We start from the raw sequence: 18,406 nt of genomic DNA, 5'->3' as shown, positions 1-18,406 counted from the left end.
GGCCAGGCGGCCCGGGGCTACTTGGCCCCTTCCTCCTCGGCGACCTGGATCAGGGAGTCGAGGTCGAGGATATGCACCTCGCGGCCCGAGACCTCCACCAGGCCCTGGCTCTGGAAGCGGCCCAGGATGCGGCTGACCGTCTCCACGGCCAGGCCCAGGTAGTTGCCGATATCGGCCCGGGACATGGAGAGGCGGAAGCTGTAGGGCGAGTAGCCGCGCCGCCGGAAGCGGTCGGAGAGGCTGGTGAAGAAGCTGGCCAGGCGCTGGTCGGCGGTCTTGCGCGACAGCAGCCGCATCATGCGGCGGTCATCGCGCAGCTCCTTGCTCATGCTGCGGTAGAGCTGGCCGCGCAGCTCCGGCAGCGACTCCGACAGCTGATCCAGGCGGTCGAAGGGGATCTCGCAGACGGTGGTGGTCTCCAGCGCCACCGCGGTGCCCGGGTAGCGCTCCTCGTCGATGCCGTCGAGCCCAACCAGCTCGCTGGGCAGGTAGAAGTTGGTGAGCTGGTCCTCGCCGCTCCCCTCGGTGGTCACCTGCTTGAGGCTGCCGGAGCGCACCGCAAAGACGCTGGTGAAGGGGTTGTCCTGACGGAACAGGGTCTCGCCCTTCTTGAGCGGTGCCCGGCGGCGGATGATGGCGTCGAACTGGTCCATGTCCTGCACCTCGAGGGCCAGAGGCAGGCAGAGCGAACTCAGGCTGCAGGTCTGGCAGCGAGTTTCGTGCAGGACAGAGCGCCGCCGTCCGGTCAGACTGTCAGGCATGGCCGCCTTCTCCTTGATCGTGATCATGGAAGGCATTATGGAGGATAAAGCAGGCGGGGCAAACCACCTCCAAGGAGGTAGCCCCCGGCGGCCGACTCAGGGCGTCGGGTCGGCGCCGGGGTCGAAGGCGGCCAGCAGGCGGGTCAGCCCCCATGCGCCGTCCGGCGTCAGGCGCAGCCGCTCGCCCTGGCGCTCGAGGAGCCCCGCCTCGCAGAAGGGGGCCAGACGCTGCAGATCGTCGGCGAGGAGGACGCCGGCATTGCAGCCATACTCCCTGGAAAGGGCGGTGAGATCCAGCTCCCGGCGGCAGGCCAGCGCCTCCATGGCGGCGGCGCGCAGCCGCTGTTCGGGGCCTGGGCGAAGGCCGCCGGCCACGGGCAGCCGGCTGGCATCCAGGGCGGCCTCGTACTCCTCCAGCTGCCGGGCGTTGCGGGTCAGGGTGGCGCCGACCCGGCTGATGGCGGCAACCCCCAGGCCCAGCTGGTCGCCTGGCGGGTGGGAGGTATAGCCCTGCAGGTCCCGGGCCAGCCGGCCTTCGCTCAGGGCCAGGGCCAGGCTGTCATCGCGGCGGGCAAAGTGACCGAGTCCGATATGCACATAGCCGGCCGCCTGGAGGCGGCCCCGAGCTTCGCCAAGGATCGCCAGGCGCGTCGCCGCGTCGGGCAGCTCCTCGACGCGGATCTCCTGCTGGGGGCGATAGCGCTGGGGCAGGTGCGCATAGCGGTGCAGGGTGATGCGCGCCGGGGCCATGGCGATCACCTGCTCCAGGGTATCTCCGAAGCCCCGGGGCGTCTGCAGGGGCAGGCCCACGATCAGGTCGAGGTTGAGGGAGCGGAAGCCGAGCCGCTCGGCCTCGTCCACCAGGGACTCCGTCAGCACCCGGGGCTGCACGCGGTTGACGGCGCGCTGCACGCGCAGGTCGAACTCCTGGACGCCGAGGCTCAGGCGGTTGAAGCCCAGGGCCTGGAGGTGGCGCAGGGTGAAGACATCCGCCTCGCGGGGGTCGATCTCGATGCTGAAGTCGCGTCCCCGGGCCCCCGAGAGCCCGAAACGGGCGTCGAGGCGGTCGAAGAGGTCGCCCATCTGGTCCAGGGAGAGAAAGGCCGGCGCCCCACCGCCCCAGTGCAGCCGCTCCACGGGCGGACTCTCGCTCAGCAGGCGGCTGACCAGCACCATCTCGCGGTCGAGCCTCGACAGGTAGGGTTCGGCCTGGCGGCTATCCCGGGAGGGCACGCGCTGGCTGGCGCAGAAGCGGCACGCCTGGCGGCAGAAGGGAAGATGGACGTGGAGTGCCAGCGGCCGTGCGCCGCCGCGCTCGCGCAGGGCCTGCTCCAGCGCTTCGGGGCCGACCTCGGCGCTATACCGCTCGGGAGGCGGGTAGGTCAGGTAGTGCGACCCATCGTGGTCATGGAGCTGCAACATGGGGCTGTCTCCGGTGACCCATGATGGCCCGGCGCGATCGGTGAGTTTCGCAGGGACAGACATCGAGGCGCTCCCGGGAGTGGATGTGTTCTCCATGCTAGGGCGACTCGAGGAGTGGGGCGTTGAGCTGTGTCAATCCGGCGTGGAATAGTCGTCGATCAGCCGTGAGCCCCGGCGGGCAGCAGGCTCCAGAGCTGCCAGAGGGCGAAGGCGATGATGGAGAGGGCCGCGATGCTGCGCGTGGCCCGATGGCGGATCAGGCCGCCCAGCTGGCGTGCCGCCAGGCCGGTGGCTAGCAGGGCCGGCAGGGTGCCGAGGCCGAAGGCGCCCATCAGGGCGGCGCCCATCATCGGGTCGGCCATGGCCAGGCTCCAGGCCAGCATGGAGTAGACCAGCCCGCAGGGCAGCCAGCCCCAGATGGCGCCGAGCGCCACGGCCTGGGGTACCTTCACCACCGGCATCAGGCGGCGACCCACCGGCTCCAGGTGGCGCCACAGGCGCCTGCCCAGGGCCTCGACCCGCAGCAGCCCCTTCCACCAGTCGGCGATATAGAGCGCCATCAGGATCAGCATGACCGCGGCAAAGAGCTGCAGCGCGACCCGGGTGGTCGGGGTCAGGGTCAGCAGGGTACCCAGGGCGGCGACCAGGGCGCCGGCGACCATGTAGCTGCCGATGCGCCCCAGATTGTAGCCCAGCAGCAGGCCGGAGAGGCGGGCAGGAGAGCGCATGCTGGGAGGGACGGCGAAGGTCAGGGCGCTCATGATGCCGCCGCACATGCCGATGCAGTGGGCGCCGCCGAGCAGACCGAAGACGAAGGCCGCGATCAGCGGCGGCAGGCCGAGTCCGGTGGGATCCATCAGCGCTCCTCGTCGCCGCTGTCCTGGCGCTCTCGAGAGGCGCGCTCGCGGGCGGCACGTTCGCGCGCCTCGCGGCGACGCTGGCGCTCCTCCGGCGGCAGGTCGTTCTCGTCCTCGTCGAAGAGGATGCGGTGGGCGGGGCCCTCGAGGTCCTCGAACTGGTCGTGCTTGACCGCCCAGAAGAAGGCCCAGACGGCAAGGCCCAGCAGAATCAGCGACAGCGGAATCAGCAGGTAGAGGATGCTCATGCGTTCACCCGATACGGTTCAGGGGAGGGGGCGGGCGGCGGTGTCTGCTCCGGCAGCGCTCGGCTGCGGAAGCGGTTGAGGCGCAGGGCGTTGCCCACCACCACCAGGGAGCTGGCCGACATGCCCATGGCGGCCAGCCAGGGAGGCACCAGCCCCACGGCGGCCAGCGGCATGGCCGAGAAGTTGTAGCAGACCGACCAGACCATGTTCTGGCGCATCACCCGGCGGGTGGCGCGACTGATCTCGACGGCTTCGACGATGCGCGACAGGCGCGGGCTGAGCAGGATGGCGTCCGCGCTGGTGCGGGCCAGGTCGGTGGCGCCGTTCATGGCGATGGCCACATCGGCACCGGCCAGCACCGGCACGTCGTTGATGCCGTCGCCCACCATGGCCACCTTCTCGCCGGCCGCCTGGCACTCGCGGATGCGCTCGAGCTTGTCCTCGGGGGTGGCACCGCCACGCCAGGTGGTGATGCCCAGCCGCCCGGCGAGCTCACCGGCGGCTTCCGGGGTATCACCGGAGAGCAGCTCCACCTCCAGCCCCAGCGCCCGGAGGGCGGCCACGGTAGCGGCGGCGTCATCGCGAACGCGGTCCTGCAGGGCGAACCAGGCCCGCGGCTCGCCCTCCTCGGCGAGCAGCAGCCAGGGCCCCTCGCCGGGTGCCTCGAGGCTGGCCCCGGGAGCGGCGAAGTCAGGCTTGCCGAGCCGCCAGCGGCGCCCCTCCAGGGTGCCCTCTAGCCCCTGGCCGGTGCGGCTGACCACGTCGCTGGCCTGCACGGTGGCGAGGCGGAAGGGCTGAAAGGCCCGGGCGATGGGGTGTTCCGAGCGCGCCTCCAGGGCGGCGGCCAGGGTGCGCGCCCGCTCGGCACCCAGCTCGCCCAGCGCGCGGGTCTCCACCAGGGCCATGCGGCCGGTGGTCAGGGTGCCGGTCTTGTCGAGGATCACCCTATCCACCTGGGAGAGCGCCTCGATGGCGTCGGCACGGGTCACCAGCACGCCGCGACGACGCAGCTGGCCGTGGCCGGCGGTGAGGGCCGTCGGCGTGGCGAGCGCCAGGGCGCAGGGACAGGTCACCACCAGCACCGAGAGCATGATCCAGGGCATCCGCGCCGGGTCGATGAACCACCAGGTGATGGTGACCACGGCGGTGACCAGCAGCAGGCGCAGCACGAAGAGGTGGGCCATGCGCGCCGCCATCTGGGCCAGGCGCGGGCGGCTGGCGAAGGCGCGGTCGGTGAGGTCGACGATGCCGGCCACTCGCGCCTCGCGGCCGGCGTGGGTGACCCTGACCACCAGCGGGCTCTCGATGTTCTGGCTGCCGCCGGTGACGACGTCGCCCTGGCGGCGGGTGACCGGCAGGTACTCGCCGGTGAGCATGGACTCGTCGAGGCTCGACTCGCCATCCTCGATGACGCCGTCGGCGGGCACGCCGTGGCCGGGCTTGACCAGCACCCGGTCGCCGGCGGCGAGCTCGCTGGCCGGCAGGATGCGCTCCTCCCCCTCGTCGGTGAGGCGAATGGCGGAGAGGGGCAGGGCGCCCGCCATGGCGTTGCCGCTGTGGCCGCTGCGCCGCCGGGCCCGGGCCTCCACGTAGCGTCCGAAGAGCAGGAAGAAGGTGAACATGGCCGCCGAGTCGAAGTAGACCTCGCCCTTGCCGGTGATCACCGCATAGCCGCTGGCGGTATAGGCGAAGCCGATGGCCAGGGAGACCGGGACGTCCATGCCCAGCACCCGGGTGCGCAGGTCGCGCACGGCGTTGCGAAAGAAGGGGGCCGCCGAGAAGAAGACCACCGGGGTGGTCAGGGCGAAGGAGAGCCAGTGGAAGAGGGCGTGGAAGTCCTCGCTGATGCCCTCGGGGCCGGCCACGTAGATGGGGATGGAGAACATCATCACCTGCATCATGCCCACCGCGGCGATGATCAGCCGGCGCACGTTCATGCGCTCCTCGTGCTGCAGGCGCGCCTGGGCCTCGTCCGGCTCGTAGGGCTGGGCCTGATAGCCGATGGCCGCCATCTCGGCCAGCAGCTGGGAGAGCCTGACCGCCTCGGGGTCCCAGCTCACCCGCACCCGGTGATGGCTGAGGTTGACGGCGCTGGAGTCGACGCCCTCGATGGCATTGAGCCGGTGCTCGATCAGCCAGGCGCAGGCCGCACAGGTGATGCCGTCCACCGCCAGGGTGGCGTGCACCCGGCCGCTGTCGTCGCCCTCGGGGTGAACGAACTGGCGCTGCAGGCCCGGATCGTCGAAGACCGCCCAGGTCTCGGCGCGGGCGGCTTCGCGTTCGTCGGGGCGCTCGGGCAGCTCGGTGCGGAAGCGATAGTAGCTCTCGAGGCCGCCGTCGACGATGGCGTGGGCCACCGCCTCGCAGCCGGGACAGCAGAGGGAGTGGCGCGTCTCGTCGAGGGTGATCGACCAGGGCGCGTTCTCGGGCACCGGGCTGCCGCAGTGGTAGCAGCCCGCTGCCGCCGTGACCGCGTTACTCATGAGCAGGTGGCTCCTCGCCGGTCACGGCGTCTCAGCTGTCGTCTCCGGGGGCGGCGCGTCCGGGAGTCAGGCGCACGGCCTCTTCGTCGGGGAAGCGGGCCTCGCCCACCAGGCGCCACTCGGGCTCGTCGACGCTGGGCTGCAGCTGCAGGTACCAGCGGTAGCGCAGGTTGTCCGGCGCCTGACCCAGGTAGCGGCCGTCGCGCACGTGCTCGAGCACAAGCTCGATATCCCGGTCGTCCTGGGTGGGGAAGATCAGCTCGAAGTCGAGCTTCTCGGGGAAGCTCTCTCCCCCTTCCAGGTCGAGCACCACGTCGCTGGTCAGCGGGTCGATGCGCAGGCTGGCGGTCAGGCCCAGTTCGGCGGCGCGCTCCTGCTTGGCCAGCACCATGTTGATGGCGCGGCCGTGCTCGTAGTAGTCCTCCTGCACCATGCCGTCGGCGGTGCGCACGGCCATGACGGCAAGGGTGCTGCTGGCCGTGATGGAGGTGAACAGAAGGCCCAGCAGCAGCCAGGGCCAGAATTGCTTGTACCAGGGGGTCACGGGGTGGGACATGTTATCTCCGGATCTCGCCGAGGAAGCGGGTCTCGCGCTCCAGGGTGATGTTGGGGTGGTTATCGGCCTCGAGGCGCAGTGTAATGGGGTGGCTGGGGCTGTCGATCACCGCGGGGTCGGCGGTTATCGAGACCACGGCGCGGCGGGACTCGCCGGCGGGCACCTCGATGCGGTCGGTGTCCAGGCGCAGCTCCGGCAGGCCCGAGGCCTCCAGGCGGTAGCTGTGGTCCTGGCCGTCCAGGTTGCGCACCGTCAGCACATAGACGTTGCTCAGGCGCCCCTCGCGGGTCATCTGGTAGAGCTGGGTGCGCTCGCGCTCCACCTCGAAGCCCAGGGGCATGCGGTCCGCCACCGCCCAGGCGAAGACGCCGATCATTACCAGCAGGGCGGCCAGATACCCCATCAGGCGCGGGCGCAGGATATGGGTGGGCTTGCCCTCCAGGGCGTTTTCGGTGGTGTAGCGGATCAGGCCGCGGGGGTAGCCCATGCGGTCCATGACGCTATCGCAGGCGTCGATGCAGGCCGCGCAGGTGATGCACTCGTACTGCAGGCCGTTGCGGATGTCGATGCCGGTGGGGCAGACCTGGACGCAGAGGTCGCAGTCGATGCAGTCGCCGTGACCGGCCGCCCTCGCCTCGGCGTGACTCAGGTTCTTCTTGCGGGCGCCCCGGGGCTCGCCGCGCCCGGTGTCGTAGGAGACGATCAGGGTGTCGCGGTCGAACATCACCGACTGGAAGCGGGCGTAGGGGCACATGTAGATGCACACCTGCTCGCGCAGCCAGCCGGCGTTGAGGTAGGTAAAGACCAGGAAGAAACCGACCCAGAAGTAGGACCAGCCGTGGGCCTGGAGGGTGGGCAGGTCGATGACCAGCTGGCGAATCGGTGTGAAATAGCCGACGAAGGTCACGCCGGTGGCCAGGGCGATGGCCAGCCAGATGGCATGCTTGGTGCCCTTGCGCCACAGCTTGTCGGCGCTCATGGGCTGGCCGTCGAGCTTGATGCGCCGGTTGCGGCTGCCTTCCAGGCGATGCTCGAACCAGATGAACAGGAAGGTCCAGACGCTCTGGGGGCAGGTATAGCCGCACCAGACGCGGCCGGCGAACACCGTGATGAAGAAGAGCCCGAAGGCGCAGATGATCAGGAGCCAGGAGAGCAGCATGAACTCCTGAGGATAGAAGGTGGCGGCGAAGATGTGGAACTCGCGTCCGGGCAGGTCGAACCAGATCGCCGGACGGTCGCCCCAGGGTACCCAGGGCAGCAGGAAGAAGGCCAGCATCAGCAGCCAGTTGGAGCCGCGCCGGATACGCTGGAAGAGACCCTTGATCTCCCGGACATAGATGTGACGCCGGCTGGCGTACATCTCCTGCTGGACGGGCTCGCCGGGCGGATGCTGGCCTACCGCAGGGTGCTGATCCGGTTCAGGGGTGATATCACGGGTAGGGATCTTGTCGCTCATGGCAGGCTCACGGCAGGAGGAGAGGGGGCCGGCGCGATGGTGCTGCAGCGCAGCCATTGTAGCGAGAGGGCGGCCCAACAAGAAAGGGTGCGACATGGCGCCGCACCCCTTGGGATCGCTCCTGGGCCGGTATCAGTCCCGGAAGCGCAGGCTGTAGACGTAGGCGGCGACCAGGTGGACGCGCTCCTCGCCGATATAGGCGGCCTGTGCCGGCATATGGCCGTTGCGGCCGTTGCGCAGGCTCTGACGCACGGAGTCGGCCACGCTCTGGCCCGGTGCCTGGTAGAGCCAGATATCGTTGGTCAGGTTGGGCGCGCCCAGGGCCTGGTTGCCGGTGCCGTCGGGCATGTGGCAGGCCGCGCAGACCGAGGCGTAGGTGGCGGCACCGCGTTCGGCGCGCTCCTCGTCATGCTCCAGCCCGGAGAGGGCGAGGACATGCTGGGTGACGTTCTCGATGTTGGTCTCGCCCAGCTGCTGCCAGGAGGGCATCAGGCCGTTACGCCCCCGCACCAGGGTCTGCATGATCTGCTCCGGCTCGCCGCCGTAGAGCCAGTCGTCGTTGGTCAGGTTGGGGAAGCCGTAGCCGCCCTGGGCGTTGGAGCCGTGACACACCGCGCAGTTGTTCAGGTAGATGCGCTCGGCCACCTGCATCGCCTCGGCGTCCCGGGCCAGCTCCGGAATCGGGATCTCCTGGTACTGGGCGAAGATCGGCGTGAAGCGCTCCTCGGCGCGGGCGACCTCTTCCTCCCACTGCCCCTCCTGGGTCCAGCCCAGCAGGCCGGCGAAGTTGCCGAGCCCCGGGTAGAGCAGCAGATAGCCCAGCGAGAAGACCACGGTGCCCACGTAGAGCTGGAACCACCAGCGCGGCAGCGGGTTGTCGTACTCCTCGATGCCGTCGGCGGCATGCCCGGTGGTCTCGACGTTGCCATCGGCGTCCGGGGTCTTGTCGGTCTTGCGGTTGGCGTAGAGCAGCCAGAAGGCAAGGCCGATGGAGCCCAGCGTGATGACGATGATCCAGGCGCTCCAGAACCCGGAAAGGGAGTCACCCCAGAGATTGTTCATGTGTTCCTGTCTCCCTTGCTCTTGCGGGAATCGGCCCCGTTCTGCGAGGCGCTCTTGTCACGGTTCGCGAATTCATCATCGTCTTCGGCGAAGGGCAGGTGGGCCGCCTCGTCGAAGTCCGGCTTGCGCCGCTTCGAGTAGGCCCACCAGGTGATCCCGGCGAAGGCCAGGATCAGAAGGCCGGTGATGATGCCGCGGAAGGTCCCGGTATCCATGATCAGCGAGTGCCCTCGAGCACCGTGCCGAGCTGCTGCAGGTAGGCGATCAGCGCGGTGATCTCCTGCTGGCCGCGCACCTCGCGGGTGGCGTTCTCGATGTCCTCATCGGTGTAGGGCACGCCCAGGGTGCGCAGCGCCTGCATCTTGCGCGGCGTGTCGTTGCCATCCAGGGTGCGCTCGAAGAGCCACGGGTAGGAGGGCATGATCGACTCGGGCACCACGTCGCGGGGGTTGTACATATGGGCGCGGTGCCAGTCGTCGCTGTAACGGCCGCCGACACGGGCCAGGTCCGGGCCGGTGCGCTTGGAGCCCCACAGGAAATTGTGGTCGTAGACCGACTCGCCGGCCACGCTGTAGTGGCCGTAGCGCTCGGTCTCGGCGCGGAAGGGGCGAATCATCTGGGAGTGGCAGCCGACGCAGCCCTCGCGGCGATAGATGTCGCGACCTTCCAGCTCCAGTGCGGTGAGCGGGCGCAGTCCGTCCACCGGCTCCGTGGTCTGCTTCTGGAAGAACAGCGGCACGACCTCGGCCAGGCCGCCGAAGCTGATGACCACCAGGATCAGCACGGCGAGCAGGCCAACGTTCTTTTCGACAATCTCGTGTTTCATTGGTGTCGGTATCCCCGGTTGGCTCAGGCAGTCTGCGGAAGCGGCTGGCGAGCCCCTTCACCGCGCTTGACGGTCATGGTGACGTTGTAGGCCATGATCAGCATGCCCACGACCCAGCACAGGCCGCCGATCAGGCGCACGATGTAGCCGGGGCCGCTGGCCTCGACGGACTCGATGAAGGTATACATCAGGGTGCCGTCGGGGTTGATGGCGCGCCACATCAGGCCCTGCAGGATGCCGTTGACCCACATGGAGGCGATGTAGAGCACGGTGCCGATGGTCGCCAGCCAGAAGTGCACGGCGATCAGGCCCACGGAGTGCATCTCGGTGCGGCCGAACAGACGCGGGATCAGGTGGTACATGGAACCGATGGTGATCATCGCCACCCAGCCGAGTGCCCCGGCGTGTACGTGACCGATGGTCCAGTCGGTGTAGTGGGAGAGGGCGTTGACGGTCTTGACCGCCATCATCGGGCCTTCGAAGGTGGACATGCCGTAGAAGGAGAGGGCCACCACCAGGAAGCGCAGGGTCGGGTCGGTGCGCAGCTTATGCCAGGCGCCGGAGAGGGTCATCATGCCGTTGATCATGCCGCCCCAGGAGGGTGCGAGCAGGATGATCGACATGATCATGCCCAGGGACTGCGCCCAGTTGGGCAGGGCGGTGTAGTGCAGGTGGTGCGGGCCGGCCCACATGTAGACCATGATCAGCGCCCAGAAGTGGACGATGGAGAGCCGGTAGGAGTAGACCGGACGCTCGGCCTGCTTGGGTACGAAGTAGTACATCATCCCCAGGAAACCGGCGGTCAGGAAGAAGCCTACCGCGTTGTGGCCGTACCACCACTGCACCATGGCGTCGATGGCGCCGGAGTAGATGGAGATGGAGTACATGGCGGTGACCGGAATGGCGGCATTGTTGACGATATGCAGCACCGCGACGGTCAGGATGAAGGCGGCGAAGAACCAGTTGGCCACGTAGATGTGGGAGGTCTTGCGCTGCTTGATGGTCATCAGGAAGACCAGGGCGTAGGTCACCCACACCACCGCGATCAGGATATTGATCGGCCACTCCAGCTCGGCGTACTCCTTGGTGGTGGTGTAGCCCAGCGGCAGGGTGATCACCGCCGACAGGATCACGGCTTGCCAACCCCAGAAAGTGAAGGCGGCGAGCTTGTCGGACCACAGCCGGGTCTGACAGGTCCGCTGCACCACGTAGTAGGAGGTGGCGAACAGCGCCGAGCCGCCGAAGGCGAAGATCACGGCGTTGGTGTGAAGCGGACGCAGACGGCCGAAGCTCGTCCAAGGCAGGTCCAGGTTGAGTTGCGGCCATACCAGCTGTGCGGCGAGGATGACACCAAGGGTCATGCCCACGATGCCCCACACGACTGTCATGATCGCGAACTGCCGAACTACCTTGTAGTTGTAGGTCGGGTGTTCCAGTGCTGTGCTCATGTCAGGTTCCCATCGAACGCGGTAGCGGGGGTTGAAGCTGCGTCAGTTTGTCACGGACCCAGCTGCCCCAGGATGATGCAGGTCAAGACGGTCGGGATTCTAGCGCAGCCCGCCTCAATCCTGAACACGCCAATCGGTGTAGGCGCCGAACTCGTCAAGGAGTCGCAATGTCGCATTATGCTTATCCGGATTATGCCCCCATTACCTCCGAGGAGTGCGGGGAGCGTCTGGCACAGGGTGAACAGGGGCGCTGGTGGCTGCCTGAAGGTCCCCTGGAGGTGCGCGGCGAGGCGCGTATCGGTCGCCTGCTGATGGCCCACGGGGCGGGCGCCGGCCAGGATTCCACGTTCCTGGAACGCAGCCGCGATGCCCTGGCCGAACGCGGTGTCCAGACCCTGGCTATCGAGTTTGCCTACCTGCAGCAGATGCGTCGTGAGGCGCGCCGACGTCCCCCTCCTAAAGTCGATCGCCTGGTGGAGGAGTTGTCTCGCTGGTGCGACATTCTGACACACCCTGGGCTCCCTCCGCTCTGGCTAGGTGGAAAATCCCTGGGCGGTCGCGTGGCCAGCCTGGTGGCGGCGCGCGACGGCGCCGCTGGCCTGGTGCTGTGCGGCTACCCCTTCCATCCGCCGCGCCGGCCTGAGACTCTGCGCCTTGCCCACTGGCCGCTGATCGGCTGTCCGACCCTGGTGGTCCAGGGAAGCCGCGACCCCTTCGGCAGCCGCGACGAGATCGCCGGCTATGATCTGGGAGCGGCACGGGTCCCCGTCCTCGAGGACGGGGACCATGACTGGCAGCCGCGCCGTGCCAGCGGTTTGACCCAGGGGGGGCTGATCGAGGAGGGGGCTGCGGCGATCGCCGACTTCCTGGCGCGCCAGGCCTGATCCTCCGGCCTCGGGCAAGCCGATGAAAAGCCACCGGAATGCGGATGTGCCCCACCCGTAGCAAAAAGCGTTGACATTGGGTCCGGCCCCTGTAGAATGCAGCGCCACGTGACCAGGGGTGGTTAGCTCAGCTGGGAGAGCACCAGCCTTACAAGCTGGGGGTCACAGGTTCGAACCCTGTACCACCCACCATTGCCCTCGGGCAGTCGTGGATCACGTAGAAAGCACGCAGCGGACCGGTAGTTCAGTTGGTTAGAATGCCGGCCTGTCACGCCGGAGGTCGCGGGTTCGAGTCCCGTCCGGTCCGCCAACGTGTTTTTGCCAGGTGTCATCTTGTGGACCGGTAGTTCAGTTGGTTAGAATGCCGGCCTGTCACGCCGGAGGTCGCGGGTTCGAGTCCCGTCCGGTCCGCCATGATGATGGCCTGACAGCAGTAGCAAAAACGGCAGTAGCAGTAGTAGAAAACGCAGCACGCTTTGCAGTCCTCGTGGGTGATTAGCTCAGTTGGTTAGAGCACCAGCCTCACATGCTGGGGGTCACTGGTTCGAATCCGGTATCACCCACCACGCGGACCGGTAGTTCAGTTGGTTAGAATGCCGGCCTGTCACGCCGGAGGTCGCGGGTTCGAGTCCCGTCCGGTCCGCCATCTGCTGCAAGTGTCGTCTGTCTGTGCATCTGGATGCACACGAATTCCTGAAGCCTCGAGCCTTTCCGCTCGGGGCTTTTTCGTTTTTGCCTTTCCCTTCCCTTCCCTTCCCTTCCCTTCTCCTTCCGGCTCCCTGGTCGTTTCTTTCTTTAGGCTTTGCGCCCTTGCGTCCACTGTCATACAGTTGTTTGAATTTGGACCCGCAGCTGTGGATCAACAGCCGTAGATCAACAGTCCTATATCAACAACAAGGAGCATGCCGTGACTGCCTACCCCCATCTCTTGAGCCCCCTGTCGCTGGGCCACCTGACGCTGCCCAACCGGGTGCTGATGGGCTCCATGCACACCAATCTGGAGGAGGCGCCCGGCGGCTTCGAGCGTCTGGCCGCCTTCTATGCCGAGCGTGCCCGGGAGGGGGTGGCGCTGATCGTCACCGGCGGCATCGCCCCCAACCCGGAGGGCGCCGTCTTCCAGGGCGCCGCCACCCTGGAGGGAGAGGCGCAGCTGCCCGATCATCGCCGCCTGGTAGAGGCGGTTCACGCCGAGGGTGGGCGCCTCTGCCTGCAGATCCTTCACGCCGGCCGCTACGCCTATTCGCCGGAGCTGGTCGCCCCCTCGGCGATCCAGGCGCCGATCAATCCCTTCACGCCTCGGGAGCTCTCCGCCGAGGACGTCGAGAAGCAGATCGCTGACTATGTGCGCTGCGCGACCCTGGCGCAGCAGGCGGGCTATGACGGGGTGGAGGTGATGGGCTCCGAGGGTTACCTGATCAACCAGTTCGTCTGCCGGCGCACCAACCATCGGGACGACGCCTGGGGCGGCAGCTTCGAGAAGCGTATGCGGTTTCCCGTGGAGATCGTGCGGCGCATCCGCGAGGCGGTGGGTGAGACGTTCCTGGTCATCTTCCGCCTCTCCATGATCGACCTGGTGGAGGAGGGCAGCACCCATGACGAGGTGGTGGCCCTGGGGCGCGCCATCGAAGCGGCCGGCGCCAGCCTCATCAATACCGGGATCGGCTGGCACGAGGCGCGGGTGCCGACCATCGTCACCAGCGTGCCGCGGGCGGCCTTCACCGAGGTGACGCGGCGGCTCAAGGCCGAGCTCGCGGTGCCGCTGATCACCACCAACCGCATCAACATGCCGGAGGTGGCGGAGCGGGTGCTGGCCGAGGGCCATGCGGACATGGTCTCCATGGCGCGCCCCTTCCTGGCCGACCCGGCCTGGGTGACCAAGGCCGCCGAGGGCAGGAGCGAGGAGATCAACACCTGCATCGCCTGCAACCAGGCCTGCCTCGACCACACCTTCGCGGGCAAGGCGACCTCCTGCCTGGTCAACCCGCGCGCCGGCCACGAGACCGAACTGGTGATCGAGCCCGCCCATGCGCCGCGGCGCATCGCCGTGGTGGGCGGCGGGCCCGCGGGCCTGGCCGCGGCGGTGACCGCCGCCCGCCGCGGCCATGCGGTGACCCTCTTCGAGCGAAGTGCCGAGCTGGGCGGGCAGTTCAACTATGCCCGGCGCATTCCCGGCAAGGAGGAGTTCGACGAGACCCTGCGCTACTTCCGGGTGATGCTCGACAAGCATGGCGTACGGGTGCGGCTCGGCTGCGAGGCGGATGCCCAGGCGCTGGCGGCCTTCGACGGGGTGGTGCTGGCCAGCGGCGTGCGGCCGCGCCGGCTCGAACTGCCCGGCAGCGACCACCCCAAGGTGATCGGCTACCCCACGGCGATCCTGCATCCGGAGCGGGTCGGCAGGCGGGTGGCGATCATCGGTGCCGGCGGCATCGGCTTCGATGTGGCCGAGCTGCTGACCCAGGTGGGGCGGCCCGCCCTGGACGCCGAGGCCTGGTGCGAGGAGTGGGGGGTGGATCTCGCGGTTGCGACCCCGGGTGGCCTCAAGGCGCCGCGGCGCCCCGAGGTGCCGCGCCGGGTCTTCCTGCTCCAGCGCAAGGCCTCCAAGCCCGGCAAGGGGCTCGGCAAGACCACCGGCTGGGTGCACCGCGCCTCGCTCAAGCAGCGCGGCGTTGAAACGCTGGCCGGCTGCGAGTACCTGGGCGTCGACGATGCCGGCCTGCATCTGCGAGTGGGGGGAGAGCCGCGTCTGCTCGAGGTCGACAGCGTGGTGGTCTGTGCCGGCCAGGAGCCGGTACGCGACCTGCTGGCGCCGCTCCAGGCGGCGGGCGTCGAGGTGCACCTGATCGGCGGCGCCGATGAGGCCGCCGAACTCGATGCCAAGCGCGCCATCGACCAGGGGACCCGGGTCGCCGCGACGCTCTGACCCCGCTCCGCCCTCCCGCCGCAGCCTCTCCGAGCCCCGCTCGGAGAGGCTGCGTCCTTTCAACGTTTAACGGCCGCGGCCTTCGCCTCGAACCTCCTCGTCTCCCCGGGCTCTCAGGGGTAAATGGCTCAAGCGTTGATTCGATGTCCGCTGATATTGTGCAGGCCTGACCTACGCTGAGGTTACCCCGTCCCGGGCGCCCCCCCCCTTGATGAAACGGGCGTCGACTCTTCGGGTTTCAAGGAGGCAGTGATGAGCATCTTCGACCATGTACAGAACCGCTACGCTCGGGTCCAGCAGGAGGAGCTGAGCCTCGAGGAGTATCTGGAGCTGTGTCGCCGGGAGCCCGTGGCCTACGCCTCGGCCGCCGAGCGCATGCTCGAGGCCATCGGTGAGCCCGAGGTGATCGATACGGCCAAGGATCCACGCCTTTCGCGCATCTTCTCCAACAAGGTGATTCGCCGCTACCCGGCGTTCTCGGAGTTCTACGGCATGGAGGAGGCGATCGAGCAGATCGTTGCCTACTTCCGGCACGCCGCCCAGGGCCTCGAGGAGCGCAAGCAGATTCTCTATCTGCTGGGGCCGGTGGGGGGCGGCAAGTCGTCCCTGGCCGAGCGGCTCAAGCTGCTGATGGAGCGGGTGCCCTTCTATGCGATCAAGGGCTCCCCGGTCTATGAGTCGCCGCTGGGCCTCTTCTCGCCCGAGGAGGATGGCGAGCTGCTCGAGAAGGAGTACGGCATCCCGCGGCGCTACCTCAAGAGCGTGATGTCGCCCTGGGCGGCCAAGCGGCTCAAGGAGTATGGCGGCGATATCTCCCAGTTCCGGGTGGTGCGGCTCTACCCCTCGCGCCTCAATCAGATCGCCATCTCCAAGACCGAGCCCGGCGACGAGAACAACCAGGACATCTCGTCGCTGGTGGGCAAGGTGGATATCCGTCAGCTGGAGATGTACTCCCAGGATGACCCCGACGCCTACAGCTTCTCCGGCGGCCTGTGCCGGGCCAACCAGGGGCTAATGGAGTTCGTGGAGATGTTCAAGGCGCCGATCAAGGTGCTGCATCCGCTGCTCACCGCGACCCAGGAGGGCAACTACAACCCCACCGAGGGGATGGGGGCCATTCCCTTCGAGGGGGTCGTCCTAGCCCACTCCAACGAGAGCGAGTGGCAGGCGTTTCGCAACAACCGCAACAACGAGGCCTTCCTCGACCGGGTCTACATCGTCAAGGTGCCCTACTGCCTGCGGGTCTCCGAGGAGGTGAAGATCTACCAGAAGCTGCTCGAGCACTCCTCCCTCAATGAGGCGCCCTGCGCTCCGGACACCCTGCGCATGCTGGCCCAGTTCTCGGTGCTCTCGCGGCTCAAGGAGACCGAAAACTCCAGCATCTACTCCAAGATGCGGGTCTACGACGGCGAGAACCTCAAGGATACCGACCCCAAGGCCAAGTCGATTCAGGAGTATCGCGACTCTGCCGGGGTCGACGAGGGGATGGATGGCCTCTCCACCCGCTTCGCCTTCAAGATCCTCTCCAAGGTGTTCAACTTCGACAGTCACGAGGTGGCCGCCAACCCGGTGCACCTGCTCTATGTGCTGGAGCAGCGCCTGGAGCAGGAGCAGCTTCCCCGGGAGACCTTCGAGCGCTACCTGCGCTTCATCAAGGAGTACCTGGCACCGCGCTACGTCGACTTCATCGGCAAGGAGATCCAGACCGCCTACCTGGAGTCCTACTCCGAATATGGCCAGAACATCTTCGACCGCTACGTCACCTATGCCGACTTCTGGATCCAGGATCAGGAGTATCGCGACCCCGAGACCGGCGAGCTCTTCAACCGCCAGGCCCTCAACGAGGAGCTGGAGAAGATCGAGAAGCCGGCGGGGATCTCCAATCCCAAGGACTTCCGCCACGAGGTGGTCAACTTCGTGCTGCGGGCCCGGGCCCAGAACAACGGCATGAACCCCAGCTGGCAGTCCTACGAGAAGCTGCGCGGGGTGATCGAGCACAAGATGTTCGCCAACACCGAGGAGCTCTTGCCGGTGATCTCCTTCAACGCCAAGGCCTCTCAGTCGGACCAGAAGAAGCACGAGGACTTCGTGGCCAGGATGGTCGATCGGGGCTACACCGAGAAGCAGGTGCGCCTGCTCTCCGAGTGGTACCTGCGGGTGCGCAAGTCGCAGTAGTGCGAGGAGGTCGGCATGACCTATTTCATCGATCGTCGCCCCAACGCTCGGCACAAGAGCGCCGTCAACCGGCAGCGCTTCCTGGACCGCTACCGCACCCATATCAAGCGCTCGGTGGAGGAGGCGGTCAATCGCCGCTCCATCACCGACATGGAGCGTGGCGAGAAGGTGTCGATTCCCGCTCGGGATATCTCGGAGCCGGTCTTTCAGCACGGCACCGGCGGGCGGCGGACCATTGTTGCCCCGGGCAACAAGGAGTTCGTGGAGGGAGATCGCCTGCGCCGCCCGGGCGGCGGTGGGGGCGGGGGCGCCGGCGAGGGCAGCGCCTCGAACCAGGGCGAGGGCATGGACGAGTTCGCCTTTACCCTCTCCCGGGAGGAGTTCCTCGACTTCGTCTTCGACGGCCTGGAGCTTCCCCATCTGGAGCGCAAGTCGCTGGTGGACCTCGACGAGGTGCGCCCGGTGCGCGCCGGGGTGTCCCGGGACGGCGTGCCGGCGCGGATCAACATCGTGCGCTCCATGCGCGAGGCCCAGGCCCGGCGCATCGCCATGCGGGCGCCGATCCGCCGAGCCCTGCGCGAGGCCCGTGAGGCCCTGGAGGTCGAGGAGAGCAAGGATCCGGTGCTGCGCAACCCGGCGCGCATCGCTGAGCTCAGGGTCGAGATCGAGCGCCTGGAGAAGCGCCTCGAGGCGGTGCCCTTCATCGACACCTTCGACCTGCGCTACAACCATCTCGTCAACCAGCCGATGCCGTCGAGCAAGGCGGTGATGTTCTGCATCATGGACGTTTCCGGCTCCATGACCCAGGCCCACAAGGACATCGCCAAGCGCTTCTTCCTGCTGCTCTACCTCTTCCTGGAGCGCAGCTACGAGAAGGTCGAGCTGGTCTTCGTGCGCCACCACACCGCGGCCAAGGAGGTGGACGAGGAGGAGTTCTTCTACTCCCGGGAGACCGGCGGCACCATCGTCTCCAGCGCGCTTGCCCTGGTCGACGAGATCATCGATGACCGCTACCCGCCGGGGCAGTGGAACCTCTATGTGGCCCAGGCCTCGGACGGCGACAACTGGGACGATGACTCCGTGACCTGCCGCGATCTGCTGATCAAGAAGCTGATGCCGCGCCTTCAGTACTACACCTACGTGGAGATCACGCCCCATGCGCACCAGGCGCTGTGGGAGGAGTACGAGAGCGTGGCCGCGGAGTTTCCTGCGCGCTTTGCCATGCGTCAGATCGTCGAGGCCGGCGATATCTATCCGGTGTTCCGCGAGCTTTTCAAGCGGCGCGTCGCCGGCTGAAGGGGCAGCGAC

Annotated in this window: 15 protein-coding genes and 5 tRNA genes; 9 read left to right on the top strand and 11 right to left on the bottom strand. The window is 67.7% G+C overall.

Annotation, left to right across the window (positions count from 1 at the left end):
• Nucleotides 1-17: 17 nt before the first annotated feature.
• The 11 genes from fnr to ccoN form a co-directional block, all read right to left on the bottom strand.
• On the bottom strand, nt 18-761 hold the full coding sequence (gene fnr, locus ACRYRV_RS05140; RefSeq protein WP_253449340.1) for a fumarate/nitrate reduction transcriptional regulator Fnr: 744 nt from the start codon (nt 759-761) through the stop codon (nt 18-20).
• Nucleotides 762-857: 96 nt separating this feature from the next.
• Nucleotides 858-2,183, bottom strand: coding sequence for an oxygen-independent coproporphyrinogen III oxidase (gene hemN / locus ACRYRV_RS05135; protein ID WP_444985751.1), 1,326 nt, complete (start codon nt 2,181-2,183; stop codon nt 858-860).
• 158 nt (nt 2,184-2,341) lie between these two features.
• The gene (locus tag ACRYRV_RS05130) at nt 2,342-3,040 is read right to left on the bottom strand and encodes a sulfite exporter TauE/SafE family protein (protein WP_444985752.1); all 699 of its coding nucleotides are present in this window, start codon (nt 3,038-3,040) and stop codon (nt 2,342-2,344) included.
• Nucleotides 3,040-3,288 (bottom strand): cbb3-type cytochrome oxidase assembly protein CcoS, encoded by a 249-nt coding sequence (ccoS, locus tag ACRYRV_RS05125; RefSeq protein WP_444985753.1) that lies wholly within the window; start codon nt 3,286-3,288, stop codon nt 3,040-3,042. The genes ACRYRV_RS05130 and ccoS overlap by 1 nt, the downstream gene beginning before the upstream one ends.
• On the bottom strand, nt 3,285-5,771 hold the full coding sequence (locus ACRYRV_RS05120) for a heavy metal translocating P-type ATPase (RefSeq protein ID WP_444985754.1): 2,487 nt from the start codon (nt 5,769-5,771) through the stop codon (nt 3,285-3,287). The genes ccoS and ACRYRV_RS05120 overlap by 4 nt, the downstream gene beginning before the upstream one ends.
• Before the next feature lie 31 nt (nt 5,772-5,802).
• Nucleotides 5,803-6,327 (bottom strand): FixH family protein, encoded by a 525-nt coding sequence (locus tag ACRYRV_RS05115; RefSeq protein WP_309637522.1) that lies wholly within the window; start codon nt 6,325-6,327, stop codon nt 5,803-5,805.
• A gap of 1 nt (nt 6,328) precedes the next feature.
• A complete protein-coding gene (gene ccoG / locus ACRYRV_RS05110; protein ID WP_253449352.1) occupies nt 6,329-7,783 on the bottom strand; it encodes a cytochrome c oxidase accessory protein CcoG in 1,455 nt (484 codons plus the stop codon).
• Between the two features lie 132 nt (nt 7,784-7,915).
• Nucleotides 7,916-8,845, bottom strand: coding sequence for a cytochrome-c oxidase, cbb3-type subunit III (gene ccoP, locus ACRYRV_RS05105; protein WP_299311720.1), 930 nt, complete (start codon nt 8,843-8,845; stop codon nt 7,916-7,918).
• On the bottom strand, nt 8,842-9,060 hold the full coding sequence (locus ACRYRV_RS05100; RefSeq protein ID WP_309637523.1) for a cbb3-type cytochrome oxidase subunit 3: 219 nt from the start codon (nt 9,058-9,060) through the stop codon (nt 8,842-8,844). Before ACRYRV_RS05100 ends, ccoP begins: the two co-directional genes overlap by 4 nt.
• A 2-nt stretch (nt 9,061-9,062) precedes the next feature.
• Complete coding sequence (gene ccoO / locus ACRYRV_RS05095) at nt 9,063-9,671, bottom strand: cytochrome-c oxidase, cbb3-type subunit II (protein ID WP_309637524.1); 609 nt, start codon at nt 9,669-9,671, stop codon at nt 9,063-9,065.
• Nucleotides 9,672-9,694: 23 nt separating this feature from the next.
• Nucleotides 9,695-11,119 (bottom strand): cytochrome-c oxidase, cbb3-type subunit I, encoded by a 1,425-nt coding sequence (gene ccoN / locus ACRYRV_RS05090; protein WP_299311726.1) that lies wholly within the window; start codon nt 11,117-11,119, stop codon nt 9,695-9,697.
• Between the two features lie 167 nt (nt 11,120-11,286).
• Between ccoN and ACRYRV_RS05085 the strand changes: the two genes are divergently transcribed.
• From ACRYRV_RS05085 to ACRYRV_RS05045, 9 genes are all read left to right on the top strand, one after another.
• The gene (locus tag ACRYRV_RS05085; protein ID WP_445005983.1) at nt 11,287-12,003 is read left to right on the top strand and encodes an alpha/beta family hydrolase; all 717 of its coding nucleotides are present in this window, start codon (nt 11,287-11,289) and stop codon (nt 12,001-12,003) included.
• Between the two features lie 116 nt (nt 12,004-12,119).
• Nucleotides 12,120-12,195: transfer RNA gene (locus tag ACRYRV_RS05080), tRNA-Val, on the top strand.
• 41 nt (nt 12,196-12,236) lie between these two features.
• A tRNA-Asp gene (locus ACRYRV_RS05075) sits at nt 12,237-12,313 on the top strand.
• Between the two features lie 27 nt (nt 12,314-12,340).
• Nucleotides 12,341-12,417 (top strand) — tRNA-Asp (locus tag ACRYRV_RS05070).
• Between the two features lie 75 nt (nt 12,418-12,492).
• A tRNA-Val gene (locus ACRYRV_RS05065) sits at nt 12,493-12,569 on the top strand.
• A 3-nt stretch (nt 12,570-12,572) separates the two neighbouring features.
• Nucleotides 12,573-12,649 (top strand) — tRNA-Asp (locus ACRYRV_RS05060).
• Nucleotides 12,650-12,910: 261 nt separating this feature from the next.
• A complete protein-coding gene (locus ACRYRV_RS05055; protein ID WP_444985755.1) occupies nt 12,911-14,923 on the top strand; it encodes an FAD-dependent oxidoreductase in 2,013 nt (670 codons plus the stop codon).
• Nucleotides 14,924-15,175: 252 nt separating this feature from the next.
• Nucleotides 15,176-17,098 (top strand): PrkA family serine protein kinase, encoded by a 1,923-nt coding sequence (locus tag ACRYRV_RS05050; RefSeq protein ID WP_253449364.1) that lies wholly within the window; start codon nt 15,176-15,178, stop codon nt 17,096-17,098.
• Between the two features lie 15 nt (nt 17,099-17,113).
• Entirely contained in the window at nt 17,114-18,394 is a 1,281-nt protein-coding gene (locus ACRYRV_RS05045; RefSeq protein ID WP_309637527.1) for a YeaH/YhbH family protein, read from the top strand.
• Nucleotides 18,395-18,406: the final 12 nt, after the last annotated feature.

The organism is Halomonas mongoliensis, assembly GCF_052496345.1.
Note: the sequence above shows the minus strand (reverse complement) of the source record. Positions and strands in the feature narration are given on the sequence as shown.

Bases quoted from the DNA above. Each gene is read 5' to 3' on its own strand.
- fnr (WP_253449340.1), bottom strand. From the start codon at position 761: ATGCCTGACAGTCTGACCGGACGGCGGCGCTCTGTCCTGCACGAAACT.
- hemN (WP_444985751.1), bottom strand. From the start codon at position 2,183: ATGTTGCAGCTCCATGACCACGATGGGTCGCACTACCTGACCTACCCG.
- ACRYRV_RS05130 (WP_444985752.1), bottom strand. From the start codon at position 3,040: ATGGATCCCACCGGACTCGGCCTGCCGCCGCTGATCGCGGCCTTCGTC.
- ccoS (WP_444985753.1), bottom strand. From the start codon at position 3,288: ATGAGCATCCTCTACCTGCTGATTCCGCTGTCGCTGATTCTGCTGGGC.
- ACRYRV_RS05120 (WP_444985754.1), bottom strand. From the start codon at position 5,771: ATGAGTAACGCGGTCACGGCGGCAGCGGGCTGCTACCACTGCGGCAGC.
- ACRYRV_RS05115 (WP_309637522.1), bottom strand. From the start codon at position 6,327: ATGTCCCACCCCGTGACCCCCTGGTACAAGCAATTCTGGCCCTGGCTG.
- ccoG (WP_253449352.1), bottom strand. From the start codon at position 7,783: ATGAGCGACAAGATCCCTACCCGTGATATCACCCCTGAACCGGATCAG.
- ccoP (WP_299311720.1), bottom strand. From the start codon at position 8,845: ATGAACAATCTCTGGGGTGACTCCCTTTCCGGGTTCTGGAGCGCCTGG.
- ACRYRV_RS05100 (WP_309637523.1), bottom strand. From the start codon at position 9,060: ATGGATACCGGGACCTTCCGCGGCATCATCACCGGCCTTCTGATCCTG.
- ccoO (WP_309637524.1), bottom strand. From the start codon at position 9,671: ATGAAACACGAGATTGTCGAAAAGAACGTTGGCCTGCTCGCCGTGCTG.
- ccoN (WP_299311726.1), bottom strand. From the start codon at position 11,119: ATGAGCACAGCACTGGAACACCCGACCTACAACTACAAGGTAGTTCGG.
- ACRYRV_RS05085 (WP_445005983.1), top strand. From the start codon at position 11,287: ATGTCGCATTATGCTTATCCGGATTATGCCCCCATTACCTCCGAGGAG.
- ACRYRV_RS05050 (WP_253449364.1), top strand. From the start codon at position 15,176: ATGAGCATCTTCGACCATGTACAGAACCGCTACGCTCGGGTCCAGCAG.
- ACRYRV_RS05045 (WP_309637527.1), top strand. From the start codon at position 17,114: ATGACCTATTTCATCGATCGTCGCCCCAACGCTCGGCACAAGAGCGCC.